15 protein-coding genes are annotated in these 13,822 nt (G+C 70.0%); 4 read left to right on the top strand and 11 right to left on the bottom strand.

Annotated features, from left to right (window positions below; translation table 11 throughout):
- Positions 1-91 precede the first annotated feature (91 nt).
- Positions 92-790, top strand: a complete 699-nt coding sequence (locus tag ACYBYQ_RS00255; RefSeq protein WP_459616370.1) for a nitroreductase — start codon at positions 92-94, stop codon at positions 788-790.
- A 49-nt stretch (positions 791-839) separates the two neighbouring features.
- Entirely contained in the window at positions 840-2,039 is a 1,200-nt protein-coding gene (gene metC, locus ACYBYQ_RS00250; RefSeq protein WP_459616369.1) for a cystathionine beta-lyase, read from the top strand.
- Positions 2,040-2,114: 75 nt separating this feature from the next.
- Here the strand turns inward: metC and ACYBYQ_RS00245 are convergent, their stop codons facing one another.
- From ACYBYQ_RS00245 to argS, 3 genes are all read right to left on the bottom strand, one after another.
- Positions 2,115-2,747, bottom strand: a complete 633-nt coding sequence (locus ACYBYQ_RS00245; protein WP_459616368.1) for a thiol:disulfide interchange protein DsbA/DsbL — start codon at positions 2,745-2,747, stop codon at positions 2,115-2,117.
- Between the two features lie 92 nt (positions 2,748-2,839).
- Positions 2,840-3,499 carry an SPOR domain-containing protein gene (locus ACYBYQ_RS00240; protein ID WP_459616367.1) on the bottom strand — a complete coding sequence of 220 codons (660 nt, stop codon included), beginning with the start codon at positions 3,497-3,499 and terminating at the stop codon, positions 2,840-2,842.
- Positions 3,500-3,516: 17 nt separating this feature from the next.
- Positions 3,517-5,202 (bottom strand): arginine--tRNA ligase, encoded by a 1,686-nt coding sequence (gene argS, locus ACYBYQ_RS00235; RefSeq protein ID WP_459616366.1) that lies wholly within the window; start codon positions 5,200-5,202, stop codon positions 3,517-3,519.
- A gap of 207 nt (positions 5,203-5,409) precedes the next feature.
- On the opposite strand from argS, the gene ACYBYQ_RS00230 reads away from it, so the two are divergent.
- The gene (locus ACYBYQ_RS00230) at positions 5,410-5,751 is read left to right on the top strand and encodes a DUF1840 domain-containing protein (protein ID WP_459616365.1); all 342 of its coding nucleotides are present in this window, start codon (positions 5,410-5,412) and stop codon (positions 5,749-5,751) included.
- A 92-nt stretch (positions 5,752-5,843) separates the two neighbouring features.
- Positions 5,844-6,161 (top strand): hypothetical protein, encoded by a 318-nt coding sequence (locus ACYBYQ_RS00225; RefSeq protein WP_459616364.1) that lies wholly within the window; start codon positions 5,844-5,846, stop codon positions 6,159-6,161.
- Between the two features lie 9 nt (positions 6,162-6,170).
- Here the strand turns inward: ACYBYQ_RS00225 and ACYBYQ_RS00220 are convergent, their stop codons facing one another.
- The 8 genes from ACYBYQ_RS00220 to ACYBYQ_RS00185 form a co-directional block, all read right to left on the bottom strand.
- Positions 6,171-6,971: a carbohydrate ABC transporter permease gene (locus ACYBYQ_RS00220; RefSeq protein ID WP_459616363.1), complete on the bottom strand. Its 801-nt coding sequence runs from the start codon at positions 6,969-6,971 to the stop codon at positions 6,171-6,173.
- Positions 6,968-7,843, bottom strand: coding sequence for a carbohydrate ABC transporter permease (locus ACYBYQ_RS00215; RefSeq protein WP_459616362.1), 876 nt, complete (start codon positions 7,841-7,843; stop codon positions 6,968-6,970). Before ACYBYQ_RS00215 ends, ACYBYQ_RS00220 begins: the two co-directional genes overlap by 4 nt.
- Positions 7,844-7,858: 15 nt before the next feature.
- Positions 7,859-9,151 carry an ABC transporter substrate-binding protein gene (locus ACYBYQ_RS00210; protein ID WP_459616361.1) on the bottom strand — a complete coding sequence of 431 codons (1,293 nt, stop codon included), beginning with the start codon at positions 9,149-9,151 and terminating at the stop codon, positions 7,859-7,861.
- 55 nt (positions 9,152-9,206) lie between these two features.
- Entirely contained in the window at positions 9,207-10,247 is a 1,041-nt protein-coding gene (locus ACYBYQ_RS00205; protein ID WP_459616360.1) for an ABC transporter ATP-binding protein, read from the bottom strand.
- 101 nt (positions 10,248-10,348) lie between these two features.
- A complete protein-coding gene (locus ACYBYQ_RS00200; RefSeq protein WP_459616359.1) occupies positions 10,349-11,170 on the bottom strand; it encodes a phosphodiesterase in 822 nt (273 codons plus the stop codon).
- 9 nt (positions 11,171-11,179) lie between these two features.
- Positions 11,180-12,166: an ABC transporter ATP-binding protein gene (locus tag ACYBYQ_RS00195; protein ID WP_459616358.1), complete on the bottom strand. Its 987-nt coding sequence runs from the start codon at positions 12,164-12,166 to the stop codon at positions 11,180-11,182.
- Entirely contained in the window at positions 12,163-12,996 is an 834-nt protein-coding gene (locus ACYBYQ_RS00190; RefSeq protein WP_459616357.1) for an ABC transporter permease, read from the bottom strand. The genes ACYBYQ_RS00195 and ACYBYQ_RS00190 overlap by 4 nt, the downstream gene beginning before the upstream one ends.
- Positions 12,997-13,006: 10 nt before the next feature.
- Positions 13,007-13,822: an ABC transporter permease gene (locus ACYBYQ_RS00185; protein WP_459616356.1), complete on the bottom strand. Its 816-nt coding sequence runs from the start codon at positions 13,820-13,822 to the stop codon at positions 13,007-13,009.

Below are 13,822 nucleotides of genomic sequence, written 5' to 3'. Positions count from 1 at the left end.
CGGCTTGCGAGGCCCGGCACGGGCCGACATGGCATGATACGTTCAAACCGCCGCCGGGGCCGCCCCGGTGCCACTGCAACGGAGACTGCCCATGTCCCGCGATCCGCACCCGCCCGGCGAGGCCGCGCTGCTCGCCGAGCTGCTGCAGGCCCGCTACAGCTGCCGCGCCTTCCTGCCCCGTCCCGTGGAGCGCGCCGTGATCGAGCGCATCCTGGCGCTGGCGCAGCGCACGGCCTCGTGGTGCAACTGCCAGCCCTGGGAAGTGGCGATCACCGCGGGCGCCGGCACGCAGCGCCTGCGCGAGGCGCTGTGCCGGCGCGCCACGAGCGGCGAGCCGCCCACGCCCGACTTCCCGTTCCCGCGCGAGTACCGCGGCGACTATCTGGCGCGCCGCCGCGAATCGGGCTTCCAGCTGTACGACGCCGTGGGCGTGGCGCGCGGCGACCGTGCCGCCTACGGCCGGCAGGCGCTGCGCAATTTCGCGCTGTTCGACGCGCCGCACGTGGCCATCATCGGCACCGACGAGGCGCTGGGCGTGTACGGTGCCATCGATTGCGGCGCCTACGTGTCCGGCTTCATGCTGGCCGCGCGCGCATGCGGCGTCGACAGCGTGGCCCAGGCTTCCCTGGCGATGTACCCCGAGGTGCTGCGCCGCGAACTGGACCTGCCCGCAGACCGCCGCATCGTCTGCGGCATCTCGTTCGGATACGCCGACACCGCCCATCCCGCCAACCGCTACCGCACCCGCCGCGCGGCACCCGCCGACGTGGTGCAATGGGTGGACCGTTGAGGCCGCCGCCGCGGCGCCGATTTCCCCTTCCGTTCCCGTCTCTCCGACCATGGCCGACACTTCCAAGCACATCGACACCCTGCTGCAGCACCTGGGCACCGCCCCCTACCATCCCGACACCGGCGCCGCGCCGGTGAACCTGCCTTCGCAGCGCGCCAGCACCGTCCGCTTCCGCGACCTCGCCGCGCTCGAGAATGCCCAGCGGCGCAAGGCCGCCGGCGAGCGCGGCGTCACCTATGGCCGGGTCGGCATGGACACTCATGCAGCCCTGGAGGACGTGTTCAAGCAACTGGAGGGCGGCACCCATTGCTACCTGGCGCCTTCCGGCATGGCGGGCATCACCCTGGTGATGCTGTCGCTGCTTTCCGCCGGCGATCACGCCCTGCTGGCCGACTGCGTCTACGGCCCGGTGCACGAGCTGCAGGCGGCGGTGCTCGAGCGCATGGGCATCGAGATCACCTATTTCTCGGCCGGCGACGACCTCGACGCGCTGGTGCGGCCCAATACGCGCCTGTTGTACGTCGAATCGCCCGGCTCGCTGCTGTTCCAGATGCTCGACATCCCGGCCCTCGCCGACTTCGCGCGGCGCCACCGGCTGGTGCTGGCCACCGACAACACCTGGGGCTCCGGCTACATCTATCGTCCGCTGGCGCTGGGTGCCCAGGTGTCGGTGATCGCGGGCACCAAGTACGTGGGCGGACACTCCGACCTGATGCTGGGCGCGGTGGTGACGAACGACGCCCAGGTGGCGCAGCGCCTGAACCGCACCCACTACGCCATGGGCTATGCCGTCAGCGCCGACGATGCCTGGCTGGCGCTGCGCGGCGTGCGCACCATGCCGGTCCGCATGGCCCAGCATGCGCGCCATGCGCAGGCGGTGTGCGATTTCCTGGCCCGGCGTCCGGAGGTGGCCCGCATCTACCATCCCGCCTGGCCGCAGGACCCGGGCCATGCGCTGTGGCAGCGCGACTGCACCGGCTCCAACGGCATGCTGGCCGTGGCCCTGCGCCTTTCGCCCGCGGCAGCCCGCTGCTTCGTGGAGTCGCTGGCGCTTTTCGGCATCGGCTTCTCGTGGGGCGGCTTCGAGAGCCTGGTGCAGCTCGTCACCCCGGGAGAGCTGGGCCGCCACCGCTACTGGCAGGAAGGCGACCTGGCCCTGGTGCGCCTGCACATCGGCCTGGAATCGCCCGACGACGTGATCGCCGACCTCGCCCAGGCGCTGGAGCGGGCCCGGACGGTATCCGCCTGACCCGCGAACGGCCTGACGGTCGCCAGGGAGGGCCTGCCCCGGCGCCGCGCTGGCGGCGGGCCCCGATCCGCGCGGCTACTGCTGGCGCGCCATGGGGATCAGGCGGTCCACTTCCTTGATGGCGCCTTCGTAGCTGTTGCCGGCCAGCACGGGCGACGTCAGGAACTTGCCGCCCACGGTGAAGGCGGGCGTGCCATCGATGCGGTAGGCCTGCGCCAGCTGGTCGGCGCGCTGGACCTGGCTCTGCACGCTGAACGAATCGAACACCGCCTCGAACTTGGCGCGGTCCACGCCCTGCTCGGCCACCCAGTCGATCATCGCATCCTTGGTGAAAAGGCGCTTGCGCTCGGTGTGGATGGCGGCGAACACCTTGGGATGCAGGTCGCCGCGGCCCATGGCGTGCAGCGCATAGTACAGCTGCTGCAAGGGCTTCATGCCGGCATTGAACGCGATCGGCACCTGCTTGAGCACCACGTCGGACGGGGCGGTCTTGGCCCACTCTTCGACCATGGGCTCGATGGCCGCGCAGTGGGGGCAGGTATAGGCAAAGAATTCCAGCACCTCTATCTTGCCCGGGGTGTCCGAAGGCAGCGGCGGATTGATGGCCTGGTACTGCTGCGAGCCCTGGGCATGGCCGAGCGGCGCGAAAAGGCTCGTGGCGGCGAGCGCGGCAGCGGCCAGCAGGCGGAGGAACGGAGTAGACGACATCGTTCGTTTTCCTAATGAAAGAGGTTGCGGATCGCGGGGTTTACAGACCCGAGGGCATGCATGGAAGTTCCTTGGGCCGGGGCCGGCGCGGCCTATTGCCGGACCACCGTGGACTCGATCTTGTTCTCGCCCAGCCTGCTGCGCGCGCGGTTCATGTCGTCGAGGCGGGCGTAGGGGCCGACGCGCACGCGGTTGATCTGCACGCCGTTCACCTCGGCGCGCTGCACGGTTACGGGCAGGCCGAGCAGGATGATGCGGGCGCGCAGCGACTCGGCGTCCTTGAGCACCCGGTAGGCGCCGACCTGCAGGAAATACGTGCCGCCGGCGGCCGGCGGCTGCACCGCCGGAGCGGCCGGCTTGGCGGCGGGCGGGGCGGGCGCCACCGGCGCCGGGGCGTCGCCCGAGGGCAGGGTGGCGATCAGGGCGCCGAGATCGTCCGGCGGCCCGGCGGGCTTGCCCGGGCCGTCGGGCAGCGGGGTCGGCGCCGTGGCAGTGGGGCCGGTCGGCGGCGTGCCGGCGGGGCCGTCGCGCCCGTACAGGCCCTGGTTGGGATCGGGCGCCTGCCGCGGGTCGGGCAGCGCCGCTTCGTCGGGAGTGCGCGTGGCGCGGTCGACGAACGGCATGGGCGCCTGGGTGACGTAGAACGCCACGGCAGCCGCCACGACCAGGCCGATCAGCAGTCCGGCCAGCACGCCGTAGAGGGTGCTGCCGCGCTCTTTGGAACTACGGGAGGTTTTACGCTTGGTGGCCATGCGGATCCATGCAGGGTCTACATGCGCTCGGGCGCCGACACGCCCAGCAGCGCCAGGCCATTGGCCAGCACCTGGCGGGTGGCCGAGGCCAGGCGCAGGCGCGCGAACTTGAGCGCCTCGTCGTCGACCAGCACGCGCTCGGCGTTGTACCAGGCATGGAAGTCCGAGGCGCAGTCGCGCAGCCAGAATGCCACCTGGTGCGGGGCCAGCTCCTGGGCGGCCTGCGCCACCATCTGCGGGAACTCCGCCAGGCGCTGCATCAGCGCGAATTCGGAAGGCGCCACCAGCAGGGCCGCGTCGGCGCCCGCGATGGCGGCGTCCGGCGCGCCGGCGTTGGCGATCATGGAGCAGATGCGGGCATGCGCGTACTGGATGTAGTAGACCGGGTTCTCGTCGCTCCGGGACAGCGCCAGGTCGATGTCGAAGACGAACTCGGTATCGGCGCGCCGCTGGATCAGGAAGTAGCGCACCGCGTCGCGGCCCACCCAGTCGATCAGGTCGCGCATGGTGACGTAGCTGCCGGCCCGCTTGGAGATCTTCACCTCCTCGCCGCCGCGCATCACCTTGACCATCTTGTGCAGCACGTAGGCCGGGAAATCCTTGGGGATCCCGGCTTCCAGGCCCTGCAGGCCGGCGCGCACCCGCGCGACGGTGCCATGGTGGTCGCTGCCCTGGATGTTCACGGCGCGATGGAAGCCGCGCTCCCATTTGGCCTTGTGATACGCCACGTCGGGCACGAAGTAGGTATAGCCGCCCTCGCTCTTGCGCATCACGCGGTCTTTGTCGTCGCCCGTGCCGAGCTCGGTGGTGCGCAGCCACAGGGCGCCGTCCTTCTCGTAGGTGTGGCCCTTGGCGATGAGGGTCCGGACGGTTTCGTCGACACGCCCCGACGTATAGAGCGAGCTCTCGAGGAAGAAGTTGTCGAACGCCAGGCCGAAGGCCTGCAGGTCCAGGTCCTGTTCGCGGCGCAGGTAGGCCACCGCGAAGGCGCGGATGTCGTCGAGGTCGTCGAGGTTGCCGCTGGCCTGCACCGGCTCGCCATCGGCCGCCTGCACGGACTTGCGGGCAACGTAGTCGTTGGCGATGTCGAGGATGTAGTCGCCCTTGTAGCCGTCTGCCGGCCACTCGGGCGCGTCGGTGCCGATGCCCCGGGCGCGCGCCTGCACGCTGATCGCCAGGTTCTGGATCTGGTTGCCGGCGTCGTTGTAGTAGAACTCGCGCGTGACGTCCCAGCCGCTGGCCTCGTACAGCCTGCAGATGGCGTCGCCCAGCGCCGCCTGGCGGGCGTGGCCCACATGCAGCGGGCCCGTGGGGTTGGCCGAGACGAATTCCACCAGCACTTTCTCGTTGCGGCGGGCTGCGTGGCCATAGCGGCCGCCCTGCTGCTCCACCGCGGCCACCACCGCCTGCCGGGCGGCGGGGGCGAGGCGGAAATTGATGAAGCCCGGGCCGGCAATCTCGGCGCTCTCGAGCAGGGCCTGCGCCTGCGGCTCGGCCATCAGCGCATCGACCACCTGCTGGGCCAGTTCGCGCGGGTTGCGGCCGGCCGGCTTGGCCAGCTGCATGGCCACATTGGAGGCGACGTCGCCATGCGCGGCCACCTTGGGACGCTCGAGCTGGACGTTCGGCCGGGCGTCCGGCAGGCAGCGCGCGACCGCGGCCTGGATGAGGGAAACGAGTTGTTGTTGTTGCTCGGGGAGCATGGGCTATCGGAAGCAGTATCGGTAATCGGGGCCGGGCGCGGCAGCACGGAGGGCGGGCCCGCGGGCCGCAGCGGGCTCGCACGGGGAAGCCGCGTGGAAAAGCCCCTAGATCATAGCGTGAATCGCTGCTGCGCCCCTGCCGGCGCAGACGGCTTGGCACTTGGCCGGCCCTTGCGTTAGTGTATGCAGACCCACAGGAGACAAGCCATGCTGATCACCTTCCATTCCAAGGCCGCGGCCGAGGTCCTCATGCGTGCCGACGATGCCAAGCCGCTGCTGAGCGCGGCCGGCAAGCCGTATACCGGCCAGGTTCCCGAGCGCGGCGTATTCAAGCACGACCAGCTGGCCGCGGCGATCGAGGGGCTGGAGCGCGCCATCCGCGCCGAAGACGCCCCGCCGCCGGACGAACAGGATCCCGACAAGGCCCCGGTGCATCCCGTCGAGGAAAGGGTATCGCTGCACCAGCGCGCCTTCCCGCTGCTCGACATGCTGAAGAAGTCCCAGGCCGCCGGCGCGGACGTCACCTGGGAAACCGCCAGCGCCTGGTAGCGCCGGCATTTGTCGCAGCCCTGACAATCTGGCGCGCGCCGGCGCGGCATACTGTGGCAGCCGCCTGCGGCAGCCACACCAAGGAGACCCCGATGCGCAGCGACATCACCGTCATTTTCGATGCCCGCCGCTCCGTAGACCTCAGCGTCGACGTGGAGCCCGGCCCCCAGCGGGCCGCCAACGCCCGCGACTGGTTCGACGGCGCCTGGGAAACCCTGGGCTGCGAACCGCTGCGGCCCAGCGGCAAGGTGCTCCTGCTCGACAAGATCATGGGGGTGGCCGACGCGCTCGGCTACGACACGCTCAGCGGCGATGCCAAGGAGGCGCGCGAATTCGCCGAACACGCCGCCCTGGCGCTGGGCAAGGCGCGCATCACCGTAGACCTGCCCGGACTTACGGTGGGTTATTGACCCGCGGCCCTAGCGGATCCCGGCCCGCATGAACGACTGCACGAACTGCCGCTGGAACAGCAGGAAGGCCACCAGCAGCGGCGCCGCCGACAGCAGCGTGGCGGCGGTGATCACCGACCAGTCTATGCCCTGGTCGGTCGACGAGAACACCTGCAGTCCCACGGTGAGCGGGCGCGACTCCACCGAGTTGGTGATGATCAGCGGCCACAGGAAATTGTTCCAGTGGTGGCTCACCGATACCAGCCCATACGCCACGTAGACCGGCCGGGCCAGCGGCACGTACACCTTCCACAGCACCTGCATGGGGCTCGCCCCTTCCACGCGCGCAGCCTCCTCCAGCTCCCGCGGCACGGTCTTGAAGGTCTGGCGCAGCAGGAAGATGCCGAAGGCGGAGGCGAAATAAGGCAGGCCCACCGCGAACACGGTGTCGCGCACGCCCAGCCAGCTCATGGTGCGGTAGTTCTCCACCAGCAGCACGTCCGGCATCACCATGAGCTGCAGCAGGACCAGCATGAAGAGCAGGTCGCGGCCGCGGAACGCCAGGCGCGCGAAAGCGTAGCCGGCCAGCGTGGAGAGCACCAGCTGCGCCGCCAGCACCATGGTCACCAGCAGGAAGGTGTTGAGCATGTAGCGCGGGAAGGGCGCCGCCTGCCAGGCCCGCGCGAAGTTCTCCAGCGTGAGCGGCGCGAACAGGTCGAAGCGCGTGGCATAGGCCGGCGGGTGGAATGCCGCCCACATCGCATAGGCCAGCGGCAGGATCCACAGCAGGCCGAGCAGCCAGGCGCCGAAGGTGTCGAGCTTGCGCGTCATTGGTAATGGGTCCTGCGGTCGAGCCAGCGGAACTTGACCAGCGCGATCAGGGCCAGCGCGGCCAGCAGCACCACCGAGAGGGTTGCGGCGTAGGCCGTGTCCCAGAAGCTGAATCCCACCTGGTAGATGTAGTACAGCAGCAGGGTGCTGGCATTGTCCGGGCCGCCGCGCGTCATCACGACCACGTGGTCCACCAGCCGGAAGGCATTGATCAGCGCATTGACCAGCACGAACAGCGTGGTGGGCATCAGCAGGGGCCACAGCACCCGGCCGAAGTACTGCCAGCGCGACGCGCCCTCCAGCAGCGCAGCCTCGCGCAGCGTGGGCGAGATGCCCTGCAGTGCCGCCAGGTAGAAGATCATGAAGAAGCCGGCTTCCTTCCAGACCGTGACCACCATCAGCGCGGGCAAGGCGGTTTCGCGGCTGCCCAGCCAGTTCGGGCCCGCCATGCCGAAGACCTGCATCGCCTGGGCCACCAGGCCGTATTGCGGCGTGTAGAAGAACAGCCAGATGTTGGCCACGGCCACCATGGGCAGCACGGTGGGGGTGAAGTACGCCATGCGCAGCAGGCCCCGCCCCGCCAGCCTGCCGTTCACCCACAGCGCCATGGCCAGCGCCAGGCCGATGGACGTCGGGATGGTGCCCAATGCGAACCACAGGTTGTTCCACAGCGCCTGCCAGAACACCGGGTCGTCGCGCATCAGGGCGTAGTTCTCCCAGCCCACGTAGCGCGCCGGCCGGCTGCCGCGCGGCGTCGAGAAAAAACTGTGCCACACCGTGGCCACCGCCGGATAGTGGGTGAAGGCGGCGAGCAGCACGACGGCCGGCAGCACGAGCAGCCAGCCGTATACCGCCTGCAGGGAGCGGGCCATGCCTGGACTATGCCCTTACCTGTAGGCCCGCAGGATGCGGTCCGCCTCGCGCTGCGCGTCGGCAAGCGCCTGCGCGGGCGTCTTGGCGCCGGTGAGGGCGGCCTGCAGCGCATCGTTCAGCACTTTGGTGACGCGCTGGTTCTCATGCGTGGAGAACTCGGCCACGCTGACCTCCAGCTGGTCGCGCGCCACGGTGGCGGCGGGGACCTCCTTGGCGTACTGCTTCATGCGCTCGGTTTCCCAGGCGGCAGGCGAGACGGCCACGTAGCCGGTGGCGATGCTCCAGTCGGCGGCGCGCTCGGGCGTGGTGGCCCACTTGGCAAACCGCAGCGCGGCCTGCTGCTGCGCGGGCGTGGCGTCCTTGAAGATGTAGAAGTTGCCGCCGCCCGTGGGGCTGCCCCCGCGCTTGCTCTTGGGCATCATCGCCACGCCGAAGGGGAAGTCGGCATTCTTGCGGATGTTCGTCAGGTTGCCCGTGGTGGTCCAGATGATGGCGGCCTTCTTCTCGAGGAAGTCCTTGGGCGTGGTGCCCCAGTCGATCGTGCCGGCGGGCATCACCCCGTGCTTGGCCGAGAGGTCGCGCCAGAACTCCGCGGCCTCGATCACGGCGGGCTTGTCCAGGTACACCTCGTTGCCCGCCTCGTTCATGAGGATGGCGTCATTGGGGGTGGTCAGGGCCTGGAACAGCCAGTAGGCGAACGCGCCGCCCGACGGAATCTCCACGCCCCACTGCGTCACGTTGCCGGAAGCATCCTTCTTGGTGAGCTTCCTGGCCGCGTCGACCAGCTCGTCCCAGGTGCCCGGCGCGCGCTCGGGATCCAGGCCGGCCTGCTTGAACAGATCCTTGTTGTAGTACATGACGATGGTCGAGCGCTGGAACGGCACGCCCCACACATGGCCGCCGGTGCGGCTGTTCTGCATGAAGGCGTCGTAGAAGCCGCCCAGCCACTTGCGGTCTTCCTCCGACTTGGCCAGGCCGTCGATCGGCACGATGGCATCCTCGTCGATCAGGGTGTACATGTCGGTGGACAGCAGCACGGCCAGCTGGGGCGGCGTGCCGCCGCGCAGGGCCGTCAGGGCCTTGGCGACGGAGTCCTGGTAGGAGCCGGCGTAGACGGGCTTGACGCGCACGTCCGGGTTCTCCTTGTTGAACTCCGCCACCATGTCGTCGACGATCTTGGTGATGGGGCCGCCCACGGCGACCGGGTAATAGAACTCCACTTCCACAGGCTGCTGCGCGTAGGCGGGCAGCGCCAGGAAGGAGCCGGCCAGGCCGGCGGCCAGGGTTTTCAGTACGGTGCGTCGCATGATGGGGAAGTCCTCTGGTGGATCTCGGCGCGTCCGGTGCCGAAGGGTGATGCGGTCAAAGGGCCGCCGAATCGGCGGAGAAGAAATGCTGTCGATGCGCCTGCCAGGCCAGGCCCACGCGGTCTCCCGCGGCGGCGCCGAGATGGCCGGGCACGCGCACTGCCACGCCCGCCGCCTGGCCCACGCGGCACACGGCGATCGAGTCGGCGCCGAAATACTCCACGCTCTCGATCCGCGCCGGCACGCCGGCGTCGTCCAGCGCGAGGTGCTCGGGGCGCAGGCCCAGGGCTGCGGCGCCCTGCGGCGCGCCGCCGATGGCAGGGCCATGGGTGCCGGCAATGACCATCTGGCCGTTCAGCGGGGCCAGCGGGATCACGTTCATGGGCGGGGTGCCGATGAACCGGGCGGCGAAGATGCTGGCGGGACGGGCATACAGGCCGCCCGGGGTGTCGCGCTGCTCGATGCGGCCGGCGCGCAGCAGCACCACCTGGTCGGCCATGCTCATGGCCTCGGTCTGGTCATGCGTGACGTAGACCATGGTGATGCCGAGCTCCTGCTGCAGGGCGCGGATCTCGCGGCGCATGTCGTGGCGCAGTTGCGCATCGAGGTTGGAGAGCGGCTCGTCCATGAGGCACACGGGCGCCTCGGAAATGACCGCGCGGCCCAGGGCCACGCGCTGCTGCTGGCCCCCCGAGAGCTGGGACGGCTTGCGGTCGAGCAGGGCCTGCAGGCCCAGCAGCGCCGCCACGCGCTGCAGCCGGCGTTCGTGGTCGCGCGTCGGCTCGCGGCGCACCTTCAGGCCGAACAGGATGTTCTCGCGCACGGACAGGTGCGGGAACAGCGCATACGACTGGAACACCATGGCGATGCGCCGCTTGGCCGGCGGCAGCGCGGTGACGTCGCGCCCGCCGATGTGGATGCGGCCCGAGGTGGGCGTGTCCAGCCCCGCGATCATGCGCAGCGTGGTCGACTTGCCGCAGCCCGAGGGCCCCAGGAGCACGGTGAAGCTGCCGGCCTCGGCGGTAAGGCTCACGCCCTCGATCGCGGCAGCATCGCCATACTGCTTGGTGAGATTGTCCAGGACGAGCATCGACATGGCGTTGTGTACCCGGGCCGCGAAACGTCATGCTGGCCACAAATGAAATCCTTTTCATTCTGCGTTGCAAACATGACGCGTCGATGTCAGCGCCCTGCCGCTCACTCGTCTATCAGCGCGCCGTCCTCGTGAAAGGGATACGGGCCGGCATACTGGCCCAGATAGGCATGGTGCGTGACCAGCGCACCGTCGCGCCACGCGTGCAGATGGAAGCCGGGGGGCTCCATGACGAAGGCCGAGGGCCCGTCCGGCCGCAGGTCCAGCGCCACCTGGTGCGCGGTGCTGGGGCAGGTGGAGGCGACAGTGCCGCCGAAGCGCTGGAAAATGGTGCGATGCAGGTGCCCGCACATCACCCGCTCGACGTTCGGATGGCGGGCGATCACGGCCTCCAGCGCCTCGGCGCCGCGCAGCAGGCCGATCTCGTCCATGTGCGCGATGCCGGTACGGAACGGCGGGTGATGCATCGCCACCACGGTGGGGCGCCCGGGCTGCTCGGCCAGCCGCGCCTCGAGCCAGCCTATGCGACGCTCGCACAGTTCGCCATGGCTCTGCATGGGGACCACCGTGTCGAGCGCGATGATGCGCAGCGGATGGTCCTCGATCGTGTACTGCACGAAGCCGTCCGGTCCTTCCAGATAGGCGTGATCGCTGAACACCTGGACCAGCTCGGCGCGCGCGTCGTGGTTGCCGGGCATCAGGTAGTACGGCATGCGCAGCGCATCCAGCATCTGCTTCAGGTGCCGGTACTCCGCCACGCGGCCGAAGTCGGTCAGGTCGCCGCTGACCAGCACCACGTCGGGCGCGGGATCCAGCGCGTTGAGGGCGCGCACGGCGGGCGGCAGGAAGGTGTCGGTTTCGACGACGCGATAGGCCTTCTGGCCCGGCATGCGGATGTGCAGGTCGGTGATCTGAGCAATGAGCATGAATATCTCCTAGAGGGATTGTGCGAGCCGCACGCTCACGGCCTGGCCATGGCGGTAGGCGCTGTCGGGCGGCGCCACGGCGGCGAAACGCTGGCCGTCTTCCAGACCTATCTCGTAGCGCACCGACGCGCCGAGGAAGAAGCGTGCCAGCACCTGGCCGCGCAGCGCCCCCGCGTGCGGATCGCACAGCACGGCCTGGTGCGGGCGGAATGCCAGCTCGCCCGGGCCCGGCACCAGCAGCCCGTCGCGCTGCGCCGCGCGCACCCGGCACAGCGTGCCCAGGAAATCGGCCACGAACTGCGTGCCGGGCGCGCGGTACAGGGACTCGGGCGAGCCGATCTGCTCGATGCGGCCCGCCGACATCACGGCGATGCGGTCGCCCAGCATCATGGCCTCGTCCTGGTCGTGCGTGACGATGAGCGTGGTGATGCCGAGCTGGCGCAGCATCTGCGCCAGCTCCACGCGCAGGTGCTCGCGCAGCTTGGCATCCAGCGCCGTCAAGGGTTCGTCCAGCAGCAGCACGCGCGGCTCGATGGCCAGGGCGCGGGCCAGCGCCACGCGCTGGCGCTGGCCGCCCGAGAGCTGCGACACGTCGCGTGCGGCGTAGGCATCCATGCGCACCAGCGCCAGCATGTCGCGGGCCCGGGCGCTGCGACGCGCCGCGTCGACGCCGCGCACGCGCAACCCGTAGGCCACGTTCTCGGCCACGGTCATGTTGGGAAACAGGGCATAGTTCTGGAACACCACGCCCACGCCGCGCGCCTCCGGCGGCTGCGCCGTGACGTCCTCGTCGCCGTAGCGGATGCTGGCGCCCGCGTCGGCCTGCTCCAGGCCGCAGATCAGGCGCAGCAGCGTGGTCTTGCCGCAACCGGAGGGGCCCAGCAGGGCCAGGATCTCGCCCCCGGCCACGTCCAGGTCCAATGGGTGCAGCGCGCGGCTGCCGTCGGGCCAGGTCTTGGCGCAGCCGCGCAGCGTGATGGATACGGAACGGTTCATGGATGGAGGACTCCGTCTTGGCGCGCGCGGCCGTCGCGCCGCTGGCCGCGCGCGGCCAGCCATTGCAGGCCGACCAGCAGGGGCATGAGCATGAGCAGGAAGACGAGGGTGTAGGCCGAGGCGATTTCCAGCCGCATCGACGCATAGCTGTCGGCCAGGCCCACGGGCAGCGTCTTGGTGAGCGGCGTATGCAGCAGCCAGGTGAGATTGAATTCGCCGATCGACAGGGTCAGCACCGTGAGCGCGCCGGTGACGATGCCTGGCGCGGCATTGGGCACCACCACGGTAAGGAAGCGTCGCAGGCGCGACGCGCCCAACGTGGCGGCCGCCTCGTCCAGCGTCGCCAGTCCGGCGCCCGCCATGCTGGCGCGCGCTGCGCGCACCATGAAGGGCAGGGTGAACAGCACATGGCCGATGACGATGAACCACACGCTGCCGCGCAGGCCGGGCAGCGTGCCCCAGGAGACGATCAGCGCCAGCGCCGAGGCCAGCCCCGGCACCGCCACGGGCAGGGTGAGCAGCTCTTCCAGCGCGCGCGCCACCCGTCCGCGCTTGAGCGTGAGCACCCAGGCCGCCGGCACGCCCACTGCCGTGCACACCACCAGCGTCAGCAGCGCCACGGCAAAGGAACGCCAGATGGTCTCGGCGTAGAGATCCCATACTTCGGCAATCCAGCGCAGCGTCAGGCCGCTAGACAGGCCTACGAAGTAATTGCGGGTCAGCCCCGCCAGCACCGACAGGACCACCGGCCCGATCAGGAAGGCGGCGACCGCCAGCGTGGCCGTCAGGCCCAGGCGCGTGTCGGTGCGGGAATGCAGCGATGCGTTCATGCGTCGGCCCTCATGCGCTGGCGCCCGTGCGCGTGCCGGCCAGGCTGTGGGCCGCGTAGAGCACCGCCCAGGTGGCCAGGCCCAGCACGATGGACAATGCCGCGGCCACCGGAATGTTGGCGTAGTTGGTGAATTCGTTATAGATCGTCAGCGGCAGCACGTCGATCTGCGTGGCCAGCGTGAAGGCGGTGCCGAACGCGCCCATGCTGGTGGCGAAACTCATCGCGCCGGCCCCGATCAGGGCCGGCACCAGCGCCGGCACCTCGATGTCCACGAAGCGCCGCCAGGGCGATGCGCCCAGCGTGCGCGCGGCTTCCAGCAGGCCTGCATCCATCTGTTCGGCCGCGGCCGACACCATGCCGATGGCGCGCGGCAGCGAGAAATACAGGTAACCCAGGAACAGGCCGCCCATGCCGTAGGCGAACACCAGCGGCGGCCCGCCCAGCCATTGCGTGAGCGTGCCCAGCAGGCCCTGGCGTCCGGCCAGCAGGATGATCAGGAAGCCCACGACCACGCCCGGGAAGGCCAGCGGGAACATCAGCAGCGCCACCAGCACGCGGCGCCCCGGGAACCGGCGATGCCAGGCCAGGAAACGGCCCACGGGCAGCGCCACCAGCAGCGTGGCCAGCGTGGCCCCCAGCGACAGGGCCACCGTGTTCCACAGGCTGCGCCAGTACTGCGGGCTGGCCAACACCGTGAAATAGGCCGATTGGCCATCCACCGTGGCGGCGCCCCGCAGCGCCAGCCCGACCATCGGCAGCAGCCAGAAGGCGAGGAAGAGCACCGCGGCCGGCACGGCAAACCAGGTCCAACCGCGGCGCGCCAT

This window comes from Bordetella sp. 2513F2, from assembly GCF_054642735.1.
Note: the sequence above shows the minus strand (reverse complement) of the source record. Positions and strands in the feature narration are given on the sequence as shown.

What these genes read in the sequence shown, in the direction of transcription:
- ACYBYQ_RS00195 (WP_459616358.1), bottom strand. Translation starts at nt 12,166, where the DNA reads ATGAACCGTTCCGTATCCATCACGCTGCGCGGCTGCGCCAAGACCTGG.
- argS (WP_459616366.1), bottom strand. Translation starts at nt 5,202, where the DNA reads ATGCTCCCCGAGCAACAACAACAACTCGTTTCCCTCATCCAGGCCGCG.
- ACYBYQ_RS00185 (WP_459616356.1), bottom strand. Translation starts at nt 13,822, where the DNA reads ATGGCGCGCCGCGGTTGGACCTGGTTTGCCGTGCCGGCCGCGGTGCTC.
- ACYBYQ_RS00240 (WP_459616367.1), bottom strand. Translation starts at nt 3,499, where the DNA reads ATGGCCACCAAGCGTAAAACCTCCCGTAGTTCCAAAGAGCGCGGCAGC.
- metC (WP_459616369.1), top strand. Translation starts at nt 840, where the DNA reads ATGGCCGACACTTCCAAGCACATCGACACCCTGCTGCAGCACCTGGGC.
- ACYBYQ_RS00245 (WP_459616368.1), bottom strand. Translation starts at nt 2,747, where the DNA reads ATGTCGTCTACTCCGTTCCTCCGCCTGCTGGCCGCTGCCGCGCTCGCC.
- ACYBYQ_RS00210 (WP_459616361.1), bottom strand. Translation starts at nt 9,151, where the DNA reads ATGCGACGCACCGTACTGAAAACCCTGGCCGCCGGCCTGGCCGGCTCC.
- ACYBYQ_RS00190 (WP_459616357.1), bottom strand. Translation starts at nt 12,996, where the DNA reads ATGAACGCATCGCTGCATTCCCGCACCGACACGCGCCTGGGCCTGACG.
- ACYBYQ_RS00215 (WP_459616362.1), bottom strand. Translation starts at nt 7,843, where the DNA reads ATGGCCCGCTCCCTGCAGGCGGTATACGGCTGGCTGCTCGTGCTGCCG.
- ACYBYQ_RS00200 (WP_459616359.1), bottom strand. Translation starts at nt 11,170, where the DNA reads ATGCTCATTGCTCAGATCACCGACCTGCACATCCGCATGCCGGGCCAG.
- ACYBYQ_RS00205 (WP_459616360.1), bottom strand. Translation starts at nt 10,247, where the DNA reads ATGTCGATGCTCGTCCTGGACAATCTCACCAAGCAGTATGGCGATGCT.
- ACYBYQ_RS00230 (WP_459616365.1), top strand. Translation starts at nt 5,410, where the DNA reads ATGCTGATCACCTTCCATTCCAAGGCCGCGGCCGAGGTCCTCATGCGT.
- ACYBYQ_RS00220 (WP_459616363.1), bottom strand. Translation starts at nt 6,971, where the DNA reads ATGACGCGCAAGCTCGACACCTTCGGCGCCTGGCTGCTCGGCCTGCTG.
- ACYBYQ_RS00255 (WP_459616370.1), top strand. Translation starts at nt 92, where the DNA reads ATGTCCCGCGATCCGCACCCGCCCGGCGAGGCCGCGCTGCTCGCCGAG.
- ACYBYQ_RS00225 (WP_459616364.1), top strand. Translation starts at nt 5,844, where the DNA reads ATGCGCAGCGACATCACCGTCATTTTCGATGCCCGCCGCTCCGTAGAC.